Consider the following 15,289-nt stretch of genomic DNA (forward strand, 5'->3'; position numbering starts at 1 on the left):
CTTCAAACTCGTCATTTTTCCTAGGCTGAATCCTGGGAAAATTGTTAATGTATCTGAGAATCACAAAAAAAGTCATGATTCAAACATAATTAATTATCTGGACGGAAGACTTATATTGCAGTTTGGTGTATACTAGATAATTTAATTTGAATCCCACTCTTGTAAACGTGCCATTCATCTGTCTGTGAATATGAGTAACGACATAGATCTGATCAAACGTCTTGGCCCAAGTGCGATGGATCAGATCATGCTTTATCTAGCTTTTAGTGCCATGCGAACAAGTGGGCATAGGCATGGAGCATTTTTAGATGCAGCCGCAACTGCCGCTAAGTGTGCAATTTATATGACCTATCTAGAGCAGGGACAAAACCTGCGAATGACAGGCCATTTGCATCATCTGGAACCGAAGCGAGTCAAAATCATTGTTGAGGAAGTCAGACTTGCGCTGACTGAAGGCAAATTGCTAAAAATGCTGGGTTCTCAAGAACCTCGCTATTTGATTCAATTGCCCTATGTCTGGATGGAAAAATATCCTTGGCTACCAGGAAGATCCCGTGTACCTGGTACAAGTCTGACAAGTGAAGAAAAAAAACAAATTGAGCGCAAGCTGCCTAAAAATCTGCCTGATGCCCAGTTAATCACCTCCTTTGAGTTTCTAGAGTTAATTGAATTTCTACACAAGCGATCGCAAGAGGAGTTACCACCTCACCACCAAATGCCCCTGAGTGAAGCCTTGGCAGAACATATCAAGCGCCGTTTACTATACTCAGGTACAGTGACACGCATTGATTCTCCTTGGGGAATGCCTTTCTACGCTCTGACTCGTCCTTTTTATGCCCCAGCAGACGATCAGGAACGCACTTACACAATGGTAGAAGACACTGCTCGATACTTTCGCATGATGAAAGATTGGGCAGAACGCAAAGCCAATGCCATGCGTGCTGTAGAAGAACTAGATATTCCTCCCGAACGATTAGATCAGGCTATGGAGGAACTTGATGAAATTATCCGCGCTTGGGCAGATAAATATCACCAAGATGGAGGAATGCCAATGATCTTACAAATGGTTTTTGGCAGTCAAGACGAATAAAGTCGCAAAAGTTAGAAGTAATCTTCTAATTTTTGGAACTCCCACCTTGACTAATACCGTTTCACTTTAAGACTGATACAAATGGAAAGACGCAAAGAGACGGGGACGCGGAGATTCATTTGTAGCTTTAGTTAAGTGAATTGATATAAACTATTTGTGCCACAGCCTCCCAGTCTAATCGGGGACGAAAGTCAAGATATTTTTTCTAGCCCTTCTTCATGCCATGAGCGCGGCTAATATGTGTAGCAAGCAAAGTTCTCACATAGTGGTAGTAGTCGGTCAAATTTACACTCCCACCCCTAAAAGAGATAGCAACCCAAAATTCAACAGAAGGCAGGGGAGCAGGGAGTGTTATAGCATGGGAATCTGACCCCACCTGAATTAAAGTCAGTGAAAATTTAAGTAAGCGGCTCTCACCCTTGCTTCCCCCAGTTGCCTTCACCTATTATTGTTGGGTTGACTTTGTAGTGGGGGTGAATCCTGGTGGTGTTGTAGACCCATAACCGATACTGATAGCTCGATCAGTAGCATCAATACAAGTATCTAAAGCTTGAATCGGGGTGAAATCGATTTCCTTACGCAAGCCAACTACACACTGAGCAAAATTCACAGGCAACAAACTGCGTCCACAGTAGGCTAAAGCGGCTGGATTAACTGCCTCCTGGGTACTTTTGCTAATGCCAACTACACAGGCAGCTAAGTCCTCAGGACGGCGGGCTTGATTACAGGAATTCAGGGCATCAGTAGGATCAATTTGTGTTTGTTTTTTAATTTGAGCTACACAAGTAGACAACTCTTTTGGACGTAGAGCTTTGGCACAACTTTGAGATGCCGCTTGTGGTGTGACACCCACACTCAAAAGTTGTGCTGCACAGACTCGGTAATCATTTCTATAGGAATCTGTAACAGCTATACTCGGGACAATGGTTGTCAATAATCCAGCCAGGGCTAAAACTGGTGCTGTCAAAATTCTCAAAGTACGACTGCTTTTTTGGTTCTGAAAACTGCGAGTTTCTTTTTTGGTTGCTAACATAGTTATTCTCCAAACACCCAAGGTTATGCTAACTTAGAATCTGCTCAAACTCCTCTACAATCAAGGAATTTCGGCGCAATTGTCTGCCTAAGATAGCTCCCAAGCCTAATGATCGTATTTTTGTCCATTGGCATCGGGGACTAATTTGGTCTTAGGTTAGACTATACTGGGTAGTTTGTGGCGAAAACGACTTAAATCATAGTCAACGTTGCGTGAGCAGTGTTTTCGCAACATCTAAGTTAAACGTACCGTGGGACGCATGGGAACGCAGGGTCATGCCCTGAAAGCTTGGAAGATACTGCTTTTTAGGTTAAGACCTATTTAAAGTCAGTACAGTGGAGATGAAGTCTTTTGTAAGTGTTTTAACTCGTTACTTAGTTCAAGAGGACGAGTATTTAGAGAGCGCTTTTCAGGAGACATCTCATTCAACCAAGAATCCTCTAGCTAATTGGTTCGGGGAATGTCATAATAGAATATTTGGGTAAAGTTTAAACAGGATTAAATTAAGGAAACTCATGTCCCGATATAGAGGACCACGCCTCAGAATTGTCCGTCGCTTAGGCGACTTGCCTGGATTAACTCGGAAAAGCGCTAGACGTGCTTATCCACCAGGACAACATGGTCAAAACCGTAAAAAGCGCTCTGAGTATGCTATCCGTCTAGAGGAAAAGCAAAAACTCCGCATGAACTATGGTTTGACTGAAAAGCAACTGCTACGCTATGTGCGGAAAGCAAGACGTGTAACTGGTTCTACCGGACAAGTGTTGCTGCAATTGTTAGAAATGCGTTTAGATAACACGGTTTTCCGTATGGGTATGGCTCCCACCATTCCCGCAGCGCGTCAACTGGTAAATCACGGTCACGTAACTGTTAACGGTCGTGTAGTTAATATTGCCAGCTATCAGTGCCGCCCCGGTGAAGAAGTTGCTGTCAGGAATAAGGAAGCATCCAAGAAATTGGTAGAAGCTAACTTGCAATATCCTGGTTTAGCTAACCTCCCTAATCACTTAGAATTTGATAAAACCAAATTGATTGGTAAAGTCAACAGCGTGATTGAACGAGAATGGGTAGCGCTTCAAGTTAATGAACTACTTGTGGTGGAATACTACTCACGTCAAGCGTAAGAGTCAGGAGTCAGGAGTCAGGAGTCAGGAGTCAGGAGTCAGGAGTCAGGAGTCAGGAGTCAGAGGCAAAAGGCAAAAAGCAATAGTTTATTCTTTGGTTCTGTTCCCTGTTCCCTGTTCCCTGTTCCCTGTTCCTAATGACTAACCGCCAATTTGCGACATGGTACGGGTGTAAGTGCCGACAGTACCAGAGTCGCGCTGTTTAAAGTTAATTTCTGCTTTGATGTCAAGTATGTTCTTAACTTGCTGCTGTAATTGAGCAGTGCTAACGCCGGCACGTAAACAGGTTTTTAAGTCAATTTGACCAGTTTCGTTTAATAAGCAGGGACGTAGCCAACCATCAGCAGAAAGACGCATTCGATTACAGCGATCGCAAAAACATTCTGACATCTGGCTGATAAATCCTAATGTTCCCTTGGCTCCCGGAATTTGAAACACATCAGCAGGTCCATTACCACGAATTTGAGATTCTGTCAATCCCCAACGTTCGCGGATGCTGTGACGTAAATCTGCTGAAGATATCCAACCGCGATCGCTAAATAATTGATCATTACCAATAGGCATAAACTCAATAAACCTGACGTGCCATTGTTTGTCAATGGTCAAAGCCGCTAAATCCAAAATTTCATGGTCATTAACACCAGGAATAACCACCACATTTAACTTCAGTGGGTCAAAGCCAGCATGATAAGCTGCTTGAATTCCTGCCCAAACTTGTTGCCAACGTCCACGTCCATGATTACCGATAATTTGCTCAAAGGTATCTGGGTCGAGAGAATCTAAACTAATATTAATCCTTCTTAAACCTGCATTATAGAGATTTTGCGCCATTGGGGCTAGTAAAAACCCATTGGTAGTCATTGCTAAATCTTGGGTTTGGGGAAGATTGGCAATTTTTCTGACTAACTCCACCACACCAGGACGTAATAGGGGTTCCCCACCAGTCAAACGAAAACGGGTAAAACCTACCGGGATAAATACCTCTTGAATTAAGGTGAGGAGTTCATCATCAGTTAACAGTTGTTGCTTGAGAATATAGTTCAGTTCTGCACCTTCTGGCATACAGTACTGACAACGGAAATTGCAGCGATCGATTAAACTAATGCGGAGATAGTCTACCTGGTTCATGGTTTTTTAGCTCAAAGCTTGGTGAGACTGAATTCTAGACTATCTCATCGGTTCCTAATCAGTAGTATAGTAGCAAGGGTAGCACGACAGTATTTTTAATGAGATGAAATGGTCAATTGTGATGAGTTCAGTAATTGGACTGAGTTGGGAACTAATGGGAACTACAGCCTATGCAGACAATTGTTTTCCAATTCCCAATTCTTCACAGCAGTTTAATAGAGTCCAGCAGGGGAAAGTAATTGTTCTGGGGCGAATATCCAAATATCCTTACGTTGTCGTAGTTCCGGGAGATGAAGAAATAAAACTTAAATCTATACAACAGTGTGTAACAGATGCGTTTATTTCCCAGAACCGACTGGGTAAATTTATCCATGCAGGTGCATTTGATAATTATATCTCAGCAAAAAATTTAGAAGTAGTCTTGCGATCGCGTAAATTAGATGCAAGGGTGGTCTACTTTCGGTGACGTAAATGAAAAAACGCTGGCTGTTATTAAGTGTACTTGTAATTGCAATATTGACTATCAGTCGAGTATCGGCTCAGAATAACTTCCAGCTAAGAGTCAACCGCTACATAGAAGTTCGCCGTGTTTCTGGAGATGTAACCTATCAAAATGGAAAAACTTCCCAATCGGCACGCATAGGCGTAAAACTAAAAAATGTAGGAGATAGCATCAGCACCGGCCAGCGTTCTAGTAGTATGCTGGCGCTGGATACTGGTATTGCTTTTGTTCAAGTTGCGGAAAATACAAAACTCGAAATTCAAAAACTCCAACAGACTAGAAATGGTGGACATATCACCAATTTACAAGTGAGAAGTGGACAGGTACGGCTCAAGGTGCGTCCCTTTACACATAAAGACTCCAGCTTGCAAATAGAGACTCCAGCAGGGATTGCAGGTGTGCGAGGGACGGAATTTGGTGTGAGTGTCCAACCGACTGGTAAAACAGGGGTAGCGACTCTCACAGGCAGTGTATCAACAACTGCTCAGGGTCAAAGCGTTTATATTAATAAAGGTTTTCAGAGCTTAGTGATTCCAGGAGAACCACCATCAGCACCGTTGCCATTACGAAATGATACAAGCTTAAACTTACAGGTACTGGAAGAGGCAGGAAATCAACAAGCCCGAATTATTGGTAAAGTTGATCCAGTGAACTTGGTCATTTTTGCAAATCAACCGCTGACTACTGATCGCAGTGGAAAATTTGATATTACCATCCCCATGCCTGCTAACCGCCGCGTTGCAGTAACAGTGACAACACCTTTAGGTAAAAAACAAGATTATGAATTAGTAGTTCCTTAATCTTTTCTGAAATACATTCAGGAGTCAGGAGTCAGGAGTCAGGAGTCAGGAGTCAGGAGTCAGGAGTCAGGAGTCAGGAGTCAGGAGTCAGGAGTCAGGAGTCAGGAGTCAGGAGTAAAACTGGCGAATGTGTCTAGGTTTCAATTTTGATTCTGTACCTCATTGATCTGCAATCTGCTGTAATGATTAATTTGTACAGTGCGTAAGTTTTATGAACTATTTGATATTTGATATCGTGTTCGGTTCAAGACTTATAGCAGCAACACACGTCAATTAAAAATCTGGATTTGTCTAATTCACGTAATTTTAAATTTATCAACTATAATACTTAACTGCTTATTGTTTGTCGCAATCGGCTAATCGCATACACCAACCAGCTATCCATCGTGCAAGATACCGACTCTATGAATGACCTTGCTGCTGCACTGCAACAGCCAGTAGACTTAGACTTTGAACTACCAGATCCAGAAGATGAACAGATTCTGGAGTCTGACTTTTTACAGCAGCTAGATGTAGCATGGCAAGTATGCGATCGCTTTGATTTACAAACAGAAATTTGGCGTGGTCGCATTTTACGCTCAGTCCGTGACAGAGAAAAGAAAAACGGAGACGGACGCGGTGCAGGTTTTCTCAAATGGCTCAAAGAACGGGAAATTAGTAAAACTCAAGCTTATAGCTGGATTCAACTCGCAAATAGTGCTGATACTCTAATTGAAGATGGCAAACTTGACCCAGGTAGTGTCAATAATTTTAGTAAACGTGCCTTTGTAGAAACCGCCAAAGCCTCCCCAGAAGTGCAACAGATGGTGAGTGAAGCCGCGCAAAAAGGCGATCGCATCACCCGCAGAGAAGTCCGTCAACTCACCGATGAATGGACAGCTATGTCCTCAGATTTATTACCAGAGGAAGTTAGGGAAAAAGCCGCAGATAACACCCTACCACCGCGCTACATTGCCCCTTTGGTGAAGGAAATGGAGAAACTGCCTGAATCACACCAAAAGGCATTACAAAGGGATATAGCCGCCAATCCTGATGTTGATACTCTCAAGCAGGCAACCACAGAAGCGCGTCAATTAGGAAAATATCTCAAATCAGCTGCCCAAGTTCAGGCGCTGACAGAGGAAAATGTAGATATTGAAACAGCCTTAGAAGAAGCGCAAAGAATCGGCTGTTTAAGTATTGCGGCTGACTTGGTAAATCAGGCATCGCAGATGGAACAAAGCATTGCTAAGTTATATATGACTTGGAAAAAAATCAGTAACTTAGCCGATAGATTGTATGTTGATACTGGCGCGAGTACACCCAATCTGCGATCGCTCCTCACTTGCGTAGAACCACTTGGAGGCGAAATCATGGAACTGCAACTCAGTGGCGCAACACAACACACCATTAGGTTACAGATTCAGGAAACTAATTAGTCATTAGTCATTAGTCATTAGTCATTGGGAACTAGAAAGAAGAGGATCATAATTAATTCCTGTTCCCTGTTCCCAATTACGAATTACGTTGGCGATAGCCTGCCGGAGGCATTATTACGAATTACGAATTATAGATTTCTTCCATTTTCTTCGCCAGTTCAATATCTAAATTGCTGATAGCATTACCAATGTCGTGGGTAGCCAGATTCACCCGAACGGTGTTGTAAACATTAAACCATTCGGGGTGATGTCCCATTGTTTCCGCGTGAACACCAACGCTAACCATCCAACCTAACGCAATTGGGAAAGAGTTAAATTTATATTCTTTGTATAATTTGCCTTCTTTGATTTGCCATCCAGGTAAACTAGTAAGGGCTTGTTGTAGTTCTGCTTCACTGAGCTTATGTCCTGCCATCGGTGACTGCACTCCTGATTTATGTAGATATTTCACTTTATACTACCAAGTTCCCATAACTGGGGTTCATCAACAGACATAGATGCACTCAGAGATGGGTAAGAATTTTCTCCATTACCAATTACCAACACTGACGAGAAAACTTACTTCTCATAGATTAGTTGGCGATAATCGCTCTTCATAAAATTAAACATATTTATCTACCTGCTGCTAGATATGTCTTTAACTCAATTTATGGTAGTTTACGTTATGGAGTAAAAATAACAGCTAAAATAGTCCTAACAGGTATTTACCTTTATTTATCAAACCACCACATATTTGTACTAAATTTGCATAATTTATCCACTACTGCTGCTTTCTTGGCATTAAAAATTAAAAATTAAAAATAATACAGCTTAAGGTTTTCAGAGATTTTGAATGGTAGGCTTATTTTTGCCATGCTTTACTAGTAGTCGTTCAAGAAATAATTGACCGGATTTTAAATTTATGAGCGTCAGTAGTTAGCTAATAGCTACACTCGCGCTAGGACACAGCGGTGAGCTTTTTAAAATTCTTGTCTGTATCAATCAGGATCTCGGAAATAATGGTTCTCCTAATTACCCTAGCAACGGCTATAAAAAGGTCTGTATTCCTTCGGGGAAGCAAGCTAAACCCAGCATCTGTCTACGACACGCTCCGGCAACGTAGAGAATCACCCGAATTTAAACCTGAAGACAAACCTAAAATCCCAAATCTCAAATTATTTATTCAGCGCAACTACATTAGACAACTGAGGTCAATCTAAAATCTAAAATCTAAAATCTAAAATTCTTTGCCGGGTTAATGACAGGAATAACTAATTTTATATGAACGATAAAAAGTCTTCTGAACCAATCCAATCCGATACCAAAGCTGTAGAAGTCGGGGAAGAAAAACAGCAGACTCAAAGCAATAAACTATTTCCAATTGTCGGGATTATAGCCTCTGCGGGGGGATTAGAAGCATTCACCGAACTGCTAGAGAATTTACCAATCGATACTGGGATGGCATTTGTACTGATTCAGCACTTAGACCCCAATCATCAGAGCCTACTGACTGAGATTCTAGCTAAGACAACTCCGATGCCTGTCCACGAAGCGCACTCTGGCATAGCCATAGAACCGAACCAAGTCTACATTATTCCCCCGAATACGAAAATGACCCTAGAGCAAGGGATATTAAAACTCGTACCCCGTGAGAAAGTTGAAGGGAGATACAGGCCAGGTGATGCCTTTTTAAATTCATTGGCAGCAGAACAGGGAAACAAAGCAATTAGTGTTGTCCTATCTGGAAGTGATGCAGACGGCACAATGGGAACACAGGCAATTAAGGCAGCCGGCGGTATTACCTTTGCTCAGTCTGAAACATCGGCTCAATTTCGGGAAATGCCGAGCATTGCCATAGCCACAGGTCATGTAGACTTCATTTTGTCACCACAGGAAATTGCCGCAGAACTAGCAAAAATTGCTCTTCATCCCAACTTTACCCGGTCGGTTCTTTCACCAACAGTCGAGCCACTTACAGAAAGTCAGGAAGCTCTACCCACAATCTTTACTTTACTGCAAAGTGCTACCGGAGTTGACTTTAGCCGCTACAAGCAAACTACCTTAAAACGGCGACTTGATCGACGGATGATGTTGTACAATCTGGAACGGTTGGAGGATTACGTCGATTATCTCCAAAACCATCCGGCTGAAGTACAGGCTTTATACCAGGAGATTCTCATCAATGTCACCAGTTTTTTCCGTGATAGTGAAGCTTATCAAGCCTTAAAGGAGAGAGTATTTCCGAGTATTGTTAAGGGTAAGTCAGTACAGTCGCCAATTCGGATCTGGGTGACAGGATGTGCCACTGGTCAGGAAGTTTACTCCATTGCTATTTGCTTGTTAGAGTTTTTGGAAGATGTCATTTCCAAACCTACTATCCAAATTTTTGCTACAGATATTAATGAAATAGGAATCGAAAAAGCCAGGTCAGGTATTTATAAGCAGAACGAAATAACTGATGTTTCACCAGAACGGCTCAGACGTTTTTTTATTGAAGTAGAGGGCGGATATCAAATCAGCAAATCAATTCGTGAACAGTGTATATTTGCAAGACAAAACTTGATTAGTGATCCACCATTTTCCAATCTGGATCTGATTACTTGTCGGAATTTGCTGATTTATTTAGAATCTGGTTTACAAAAGCAGTTAATGACAATTTTCCATTACAGTCTTAAGCCCACAGGATTTTTGATGTTAGGTAACTCAGAGAGTGCGGGAGAATTCTCAGACTTATTTGCCTTAGTAGATAGAAGGAACAAGATTTATTCTAAGAAATTAGTACCTACTAATCTGAATTTTAACTTTTCCAGGGGCAACTATCCCGTAGCGAGAGTAAACCTTGACAAGAAAATAAGTGATAAGTCTTGGGATATTGATGATTTGCACAAAGAAGCTGACCAAATTGTCTTAAATCGTTATGCCCCAATTGGTGTTTTGATCAGCGACAATATGGATATTCTCCAATTTCGCGGAGATACCAGTTTTTATTTAAGACCTGCTCCAGGTCAGCCCAGCTTCAATTTGCTGAAAATGGCTCGAAAGGGCTTACTAGAAGAGTTGCGTACCGCAATTCATCAGTCCAAAAGGCTCGATGTTTCCGTAAGAAAGGAAAATTTACAGATTGATGGCAGTGAATTGCCCAGGAAAGTTAATGTTGAGGTGATTCCGGTCAAAACTCCCTTAGCAGTAGAAACTCGCTACTTTCTTGTCTTATTTGAAGATGTACCTTCATTAGCAGAGCAAATTGCCATAACACCTGAAAATCAAGAACAGGGAGACATAGTTTCGGAAATAGTTCGATTCAAACAGGAACTGGTAGCCGCTAAACACGAACTTGCTCTGACTCAAGAGTATTTAGAATCGATGATTCAGGAGCAGGAAGCCACAACTCAAGACTTGAAAGTGGCAAATGAAGAAATTCTGTCCAGCAACGAAGAACTACAAAGTACTAATGAAGAGTTGCAAACAGCAAAAGAAGAGGTTCAAGCAACCAACGAAGAACTGAAAACAACCAACGAAGAACTGCAAAGTCGAAATCTGGAATTACACCATGTCAACAACGATCTGTTGAATTTGCTCAGTAGTGTGAATATTCCTATTTTAATATTGGCAAATGATTTACGGATTCGGCGCTTCACTCCCACAGCACAGCAACTCCTCAATTTGATTCCCACAGATGTGGGGCGACCATTTAGTGATATTCGCTCCACAATCAATGTTGCTAATTTAGAGTCATTGCTATTAGAAGTGATTGACACCCTGAATGTCAAAGAACTAGAAGTGCAAGACCAGCAAGGGCATTGGTATAATCTGCGAATTCGACCTTACAGGACTACAAACAATCAAATTGATGGCGTAGTGATGGTATTGGTAGATATTGATGCCATTAAGCGTAGCGCCCAGCAGCTAGAACAGTCCCGTAATTATGCCGAAGCCATCGTGGAAACTGTGCCACAACCTTTAGTGGTGATTGATTCTAGTTTACGAGTTGTGACAGCCAATCACGCTTTTTATCAAACGTTCCAAATTTCATCAGCACAAACAGAGCAGCAACTAATATTTGAGCTAGGAAACGGTCAGTGGAACATTCCCAATCTGATCACGCTCCTAGAAGAAATTTTCCTCAAAAATATTCGGCTTCACGACTTTGAGGTAGAGAGCGTCTTTGAGAAAATTGGGTACAGAATTATGCTGCTCAATGGTTGTAAAATTATTCAAAAAGACAATGAACCGATGATTCTGTTGGCAATTCAGGATATCACGCAGCAGAAGCAGTTCGCGGCAGAACGCGCCCAGTTATTGGCTCAGGAGCAGTCAGCCCGCTTGCAAGCAGAGGTATCTAACCGCGCCAAAGATGAGTTTTTATCTATTCTCTCCCATGAACTCCGCAACCCGCTTAATGCCATGTTGGGGTGGTCTCAGTTACTCCGCACGCAAAGTCTTGGGGCAGATCAAATTTCTCAGGGACTTGAAGTCATCGAGCGCTGCGCTAGGGCGCAAACCCAACTAATTGAGGATCTCTTAGATATTTCGCGCATTACGACTGGTAAACTCCGTCTGAACAATAGCCTAATTGATCTCGTTCCTGTAATTGGTTCAGCCCTTGAAGTTGTGCGGTTGTCCGCAGGGGCTAAAAACATTGAGATTGTATCTGATCTGCAACCTGCAATTGGAAAAGTACTGGGTGATTTAGACCGCTTGCAACAGATTCTCTGGAATTTGCTTTCTAATGCTGTTAAATTTACCCCTGAGGGGGGACGTGTTGAAGTCACTCTGGAACGTGTTGATTCCCAAGCCGAGATTCGAGTTAGTGACACGGGTATTGGTATCGCTAATGACTTTCTTCCTTATGTTTTTGAGCGCTTCCGGCAGGCTGATAGCACCAAAACTCGCGCCTATAACGGAATTGGTTTGGGACTATCGATTGTCCGTTATTTGGTCGAACTTCATGGTGGTACAGTTTATGCAGAAAGTCCAGGTGAGGGGCTAGGATCAACCATAATCGTTAGGCTACCGCTTTCTTCCACTATCAAGGAGAACTGGTTGCCGAGTGATTCAGGGGTGAGAGCCTTGACAGAAGGTCTAGAATCAAGGACTGATGATCTGCCGTCACTGGAGGGTTTACGTGTACTAGTTGTGGATGATGAGGCAGATATGCGTGAATTACTGATGACAATGCTGGAAGGGTATGGGGCCCAGGTAAGGACGGCTATATCTGCTCAGGACGCATTCTCAATACTCACAACTAACCCTGGCATATATGATGTGCTGCTATCTGATATTGGGATGATGAAAGAGGATGGCTATAGTTTAATCCGGCAGGTGCGATCGCTCACTGCTGAAGCCGGAGGACAAATTCCCGCAGCAGCGTTGACGGGATACGTTCGTGATGAGGAATGCCAAGAAGCTTATTTGGCAGGTTTCCAAATGCACATGGCTAAACCTATTGATTTATCTCAACTGGTAATCATGGTGGCGAATCTAGCTGGACGAGGTAAAAATTGAGCAGGGTGCAGGGTGCAGGGTGCAGGGGGGAAAGAGTCTATTTTGCTCTTTTGCTTCTCCTACGCCTGATTTTTCTTAGCAGTATCTTTAGATAACGAACAGTCAAATAACGTCGATACTTCTGGGCGACTTCTTTACCTACCAATAGCACACCTAACCAAAATATAATTTCCGCAAAAACCAATAACGCTGGTACTAATAAGGCTTTTTGAGCTACGGAAATAGGTAGAAATGGCACAATTACAGCGATCGCCAGCCACGGGAAAAATGAGACAATAATTAAAATCAAACCCAGCTTTTGCATAATTCCTGATTGTTACAAAATCTGAGTTTAGTGTTTTTATCTGTTTGGCTGGAGTGGTTTACCTTACATTGTGGATTTTTTGTTTCACGCAGAGACGCAGAGGCGCAAAGGAAAGAGCGCAAAGAATTGTTTATTTCGTTTGCATAAAATTCCTGAGTAGTGAAATTATAGAGCTACAATTGCGTTGCCAGGAGCTAACCTGTCAGAAGCCAATCTGCTCCAAGCTAACCTGTTCCAAACCAACCTGTTCCAAGCCGACCTTTCAGAAGCCAATCTGTTCCAAGCTAACCTGTTCCAAACCAATTTGGATCAAGCTAATCTTCAGGGCGCAAACCTTACCGCAGCGATGATGCCTGATGGTACAATTCATCCTTAAACATAGAGCAAAAATAAATACTCAAATACTTGCTCAAACTTCTCTAAATTTTAGAAAAGTACGTTGTTTCCGTACTTGGATTTGGCTTTTTGTATATGTATAATTAAATTAATGCAGAAAACTAAGGTTAAAATACAACAGAAGTTATGCACTACTTAAAAAGTTTAGTCAAATTTTGTATGGAGGGAATACTATATGTTACAAACCATTGAAGGAATTTATAAACATGGACAAGTTGAACTGGTTGAAATACCAGAGGGAATTAGTGAAAGTCCAGTATTTGTAACTTTCTTAGCTACAAAACCCACCACTTGGCCAGAAATAATTCTGCAATATCAAGGGACAGAAGAAAGTATCATTTTTGAGTCATATCGAGATGAGCTATTACCACCAAAGGAAGTAGAATTTTAATCATGGGATATCTACTTGATACTTGCGTAGTTAGTGATTTTGTTAAGGGAGAAGAAAGCACCCTCAAGAAATTAAAATCTATCTCTCCTGCGGATATTTTCATTTCATCTTTAACAGTTATGGAGTTGAAATATGGATTAGCAATTAATCCACAACGCGCCGTTAAAATCCAACCATTAATTGAGACATTCTTAAATTCAATTACAATTTTAACTTTTGGCTCCAAAGAAGCGGAGCAATCTGCCGAAATCAGAAGTTTTTTGAAAATATCAGGCTCGCCTATAGGTGCTTATGATGTACTTATCGCAGCAACAGCAATAACTCAATAATCACATTATCGTCACATCTAATGTGAGAGAATTTCAAAGAGTACCCCATTTGCAAATTGAGAATTGGCGTTCCGCTTCTTGAATTGCAATTATCTTTCCTGGCTCTTTGCTTCTATTCATCATCGCCAAAATCAGGTTCAACATCAAGAGCGCGTAATGGTTCTGCTAATCTTTCTGCGCGTCGTTTTTCTCTTGAAATTTTTACTATATATGCGCGCACAGATTTATAATCATAACATAAGTGTAATTTACTTTTTACGTCTTGTCAAGTCTTGACATGAAAAAAAACAGAAACATACATCCTGTACATCCTTAAATCCTGGATATCCTGATTTTGACCAATCTTAATTCTTAATTCCCGTCGTCGCAATACCTTGAATAAACTGCTTTTGTCCAATCAGAAATAACACCATCACAGGTACAGTAGAAATTGTCACTGCTGCCATCATCAACGGCCAATTATTGGTAAATTGTTCTTGAAATTCTGCCAATGCTAACTGCACCGTTCTTAATTCCGGGCGTGTAGTAAATACTAAAGGCTTAAATAAATCGTTCCATTCCCCAATAAAGGTGAACAAAAACAGCGTTACTAAAGCTGGACGTGCTAAAGGTAACATGATGCGCCACAAAATTTGCAGTCGGTTCGCGCCATCAATGGCTGCTGCTTCTTCCAATTCTATGGGAATTGTCTGGAAATATTGACGTAACAGAAAAATTCCAAAGCCGTTTACCGCAGAGGGTAAAATCAAAGCCCAGTAGGTATTGATCATGTGTCCCCACTTCAACACCAAAAAGATGGGAATCACCAATAACTGAAAGGGAATCACCAAGGTTGCCAATACCACTAACAGCAGCGCTTGTCTACCCCAAAATTTCAGCCTGGCGAGGGCGTAACCTGCCAAAGCAGATGTGATAATTTGAAAAGCCGTCACTGCGATCGCTACCAAGGTAGAATTAGCAAATGCCAGTAAAAACTTCCCTCTTTCCCAAGCTTCCCAGTAATTCGCTAAAGTCCAGTTATTTTGTCCCAAAACTCCTGGCGTTGTACCTGTAGAAGCAAAGGAAGTGAGAAAGACTACAATCAACGGCAGTAAAACGATCAATGCTCCCAGCAGTAAAACTATGAGGCTCAAAAAATTCCCGGTTTTCAGATTCCAGTTTGGTTTGGACATGAGTTATGGCTTTCAACACATTGATTTTTTTAGGAAAAGTACAGCATTGCAGAAATAACTTTACAGTCATAAACTACGCAAAAGCATATGCAACGCCGCTTTTTTTATCCAGGTTCTT

General features: G+C 41.8%; 14 protein-coding genes. 9 read left to right on the plus strand and 5 right to left on the minus strand.

Features of this window, described 5'->3' with window-relative positions; translation table 11 throughout:
• Positions 1-190: 190 nt before the first annotated feature.
• Positions 191-1,090 (plus strand): heterocyst differentiation master regulator HetR, encoded by a 900-nt coding sequence (gene hetR, locus H6G68_RS15640; protein WP_127052682.1) that lies wholly within the window; start codon positions 191-193, stop codon positions 1,088-1,090.
• 445 nt (positions 1,091-1,535) lie between these two features.
• On the opposite strand, the gene H6G68_RS15645 is transcribed toward hetR, so the two are convergent.
• Positions 1,536-2,123, minus strand: a complete 588-nt coding sequence (locus H6G68_RS15645; RefSeq protein WP_190907470.1) for a hypothetical protein — start codon at positions 2,121-2,123, stop codon at positions 1,536-1,538.
• Between the two features lie 515 nt (positions 2,124-2,638).
• Between H6G68_RS15645 and rpsD the strand changes: the two genes are divergently transcribed.
• Entirely contained in the window at positions 2,639-3,247 is a 609-nt protein-coding gene (rpsD, locus tag H6G68_RS15650) for a 30S ribosomal protein S4 (RefSeq protein ID WP_127052685.1), read from the plus strand.
• Between the two features lie 141 nt (positions 3,248-3,388).
• On the opposite strand, the gene moaA is transcribed toward rpsD, so the two are convergent.
• The gene (moaA, locus tag H6G68_RS15655) at positions 3,389-4,375 is read right to left on the minus strand and encodes a GTP 3',8-cyclase MoaA (RefSeq protein ID WP_190907471.1); all 987 of its coding nucleotides are present in this window, start codon (positions 4,373-4,375) and stop codon (positions 3,389-3,391) included.
• Positions 4,376-4,496: 121 nt separating this feature from the next.
• On the opposite strand from moaA, the gene H6G68_RS15660 reads away from it, so the two are divergent.
• The 3 genes from H6G68_RS15660 to H6G68_RS15670 all read left to right on the plus strand — a co-directional run bounded on the left by H6G68_RS15660 (position 4,497) and on the right by H6G68_RS15670 (position 7,095).
• Positions 4,497-4,841 (plus strand): hypothetical protein, encoded by a 345-nt coding sequence (locus H6G68_RS15660; RefSeq protein ID WP_190907472.1) that lies wholly within the window; start codon positions 4,497-4,499, stop codon positions 4,839-4,841.
• A gap of 5 nt (positions 4,842-4,846) precedes the next feature.
• On the plus strand, positions 4,847-5,677 hold the full coding sequence (locus H6G68_RS15665; protein WP_190907473.1) for a FecR family protein: 831 nt from the start codon (positions 4,847-4,849) through the stop codon (positions 5,675-5,677).
• Between the two features lie 404 nt (positions 5,678-6,081).
• Positions 6,082-7,095: a hypothetical protein gene (locus H6G68_RS15670; RefSeq protein ID WP_127052789.1), complete on the plus strand. Its 1,014-nt coding sequence runs from the start codon at positions 6,082-6,084 to the stop codon at positions 7,093-7,095.
• Between the two features lie 121 nt (positions 7,096-7,216).
• On the opposite strand, the gene H6G68_RS15675 is transcribed toward H6G68_RS15670, so the two are convergent.
• Entirely contained in the window at positions 7,217-7,510 is a 294-nt protein-coding gene (locus H6G68_RS15675) for a 4a-hydroxytetrahydrobiopterin dehydratase (RefSeq protein ID WP_190907501.1), read from the minus strand.
• Between the two features lie 845 nt (positions 7,511-8,355).
• On the opposite strand from H6G68_RS15675, the gene H6G68_RS15680 reads away from it, so the two are divergent.
• On the plus strand, positions 8,356-12,579 hold the full coding sequence (locus H6G68_RS15680) for a chemotaxis protein CheB (protein WP_190907474.1): 4,224 nt from the start codon (positions 8,356-8,358) through the stop codon (positions 12,577-12,579).
• 37 nt (positions 12,580-12,616) lie between these two features.
• Here H6G68_RS15680 and H6G68_RS15685 read toward each other — a convergent pair whose 3' ends face one another.
• Positions 12,617-12,883 carry a transporter suffix domain-containing protein gene (locus H6G68_RS15685; RefSeq protein ID WP_190907475.1) on the minus strand — a complete coding sequence of 89 codons (267 nt, stop codon included), beginning with the start codon at positions 12,881-12,883 and terminating at the stop codon, positions 12,617-12,619.
• A gap of 184 nt (positions 12,884-13,067) precedes the next feature.
• On the opposite strand from H6G68_RS15685, the gene H6G68_RS15690 reads away from it, so the two are divergent.
• The 3 genes from H6G68_RS15690 (at position 13,068) to H6G68_RS15700 (ending at position 13,999) form a co-directional block, all read left to right on the plus strand.
• Positions 13,068-13,259, plus strand: a complete 192-nt coding sequence (locus H6G68_RS15690) for a pentapeptide repeat-containing protein (RefSeq protein WP_199332613.1) — start codon at positions 13,068-13,070, stop codon at positions 13,257-13,259.
• A 195-nt stretch (positions 13,260-13,454) separates the two neighbouring features.
• Positions 13,455-13,670 (plus strand): hypothetical protein, encoded by a 216-nt coding sequence (locus H6G68_RS15695; protein ID WP_190907476.1) that lies wholly within the window; start codon positions 13,455-13,457, stop codon positions 13,668-13,670.
• A gap of 2 nt (positions 13,671-13,672) precedes the next feature.
• The gene (locus H6G68_RS15700; protein WP_242045286.1) at positions 13,673-13,999 is read left to right on the plus strand and encodes a PIN domain-containing protein; all 327 of its coding nucleotides are present in this window, start codon (positions 13,673-13,675) and stop codon (positions 13,997-13,999) included.
• A 344-nt stretch (positions 14,000-14,343) separates the two neighbouring features.
• Here H6G68_RS15700 and H6G68_RS15705 read toward each other — a convergent pair whose 3' ends face one another.
• Entirely contained in the window at positions 14,344-15,171 is an 828-nt protein-coding gene (locus H6G68_RS15705) for a carbohydrate ABC transporter permease (RefSeq protein WP_190907477.1), read from the minus strand.
• Positions 15,172-15,289 lie beyond the last annotated feature (118 nt).

It is taken from the genome of Anabaena catenula FACHB-362, assembly GCF_014698735.1.
Classification (GTDB): Bacteria; Cyanobacteriota; Cyanobacteriia; order Cyanobacteriales; family Nostocaceae; genus Anabaena; species Anabaena variabilis_A.

Excerpts from the sequence above, each read along its gene's own strand:
- H6G68_RS15675 (WP_190907501.1), bottom strand. The coding sequence starts at position 7,510 with ATGGCAGGACATAAGCTCAGTGAAGCAGAACTACAACAAGCCCTTACT.
- H6G68_RS15665 (WP_190907473.1), top strand. The coding sequence starts at position 4,847 with ATGAAAAAACGCTGGCTGTTATTAAGTGTACTTGTAATTGCAATATTG.
- H6G68_RS15685 (WP_190907475.1), bottom strand. The coding sequence starts at position 12,883 with ATGCAAAAGCTGGGTTTGATTTTAATTATTGTCTCATTTTTCCCGTGG.
- H6G68_RS15670 (WP_127052789.1), top strand. The coding sequence starts at position 6,082 with ATGAATGACCTTGCTGCTGCACTGCAACAGCCAGTAGACTTAGACTTT.
- H6G68_RS15660 (WP_190907472.1), top strand. The coding sequence starts at position 4,497 with ATGAGTTCAGTAATTGGACTGAGTTGGGAACTAATGGGAACTACAGCC.
- H6G68_RS15680 (WP_190907474.1), top strand. The coding sequence starts at position 8,356 with ATGAACGATAAAAAGTCTTCTGAACCAATCCAATCCGATACCAAAGCT.
- H6G68_RS15695 (WP_190907476.1), top strand. The coding sequence starts at position 13,455 with ATGTTACAAACCATTGAAGGAATTTATAAACATGGACAAGTTGAACTG.
- H6G68_RS15700 (WP_242045286.1), top strand. The coding sequence starts at position 13,673 with ATGGGATATCTACTTGATACTTGCGTAGTTAGTGATTTTGTTAAGGGA.
- hetR (WP_127052682.1), top strand. The coding sequence starts at position 191 with ATGAGTAACGACATAGATCTGATCAAACGTCTTGGCCCAAGTGCGATG.
- rpsD (WP_127052685.1), top strand. The coding sequence starts at position 2,639 with ATGTCCCGATATAGAGGACCACGCCTCAGAATTGTCCGTCGCTTAGGC.
- H6G68_RS15705 (WP_190907477.1), bottom strand. The coding sequence starts at position 15,171 with ATGTCCAAACCAAACTGGAATCTGAAAACCGGGAATTTTTTGAGCCTC.
- moaA (WP_190907471.1), bottom strand. The coding sequence starts at position 4,375 with ATGAACCAGGTAGACTATCTCCGCATTAGTTTAATCGATCGCTGCAAT.
- H6G68_RS15645 (WP_190907470.1), bottom strand. The coding sequence starts at position 2,123 with ATGTTAGCAACCAAAAAAGAAACTCGCAGTTTTCAGAACCAAAAAAGC.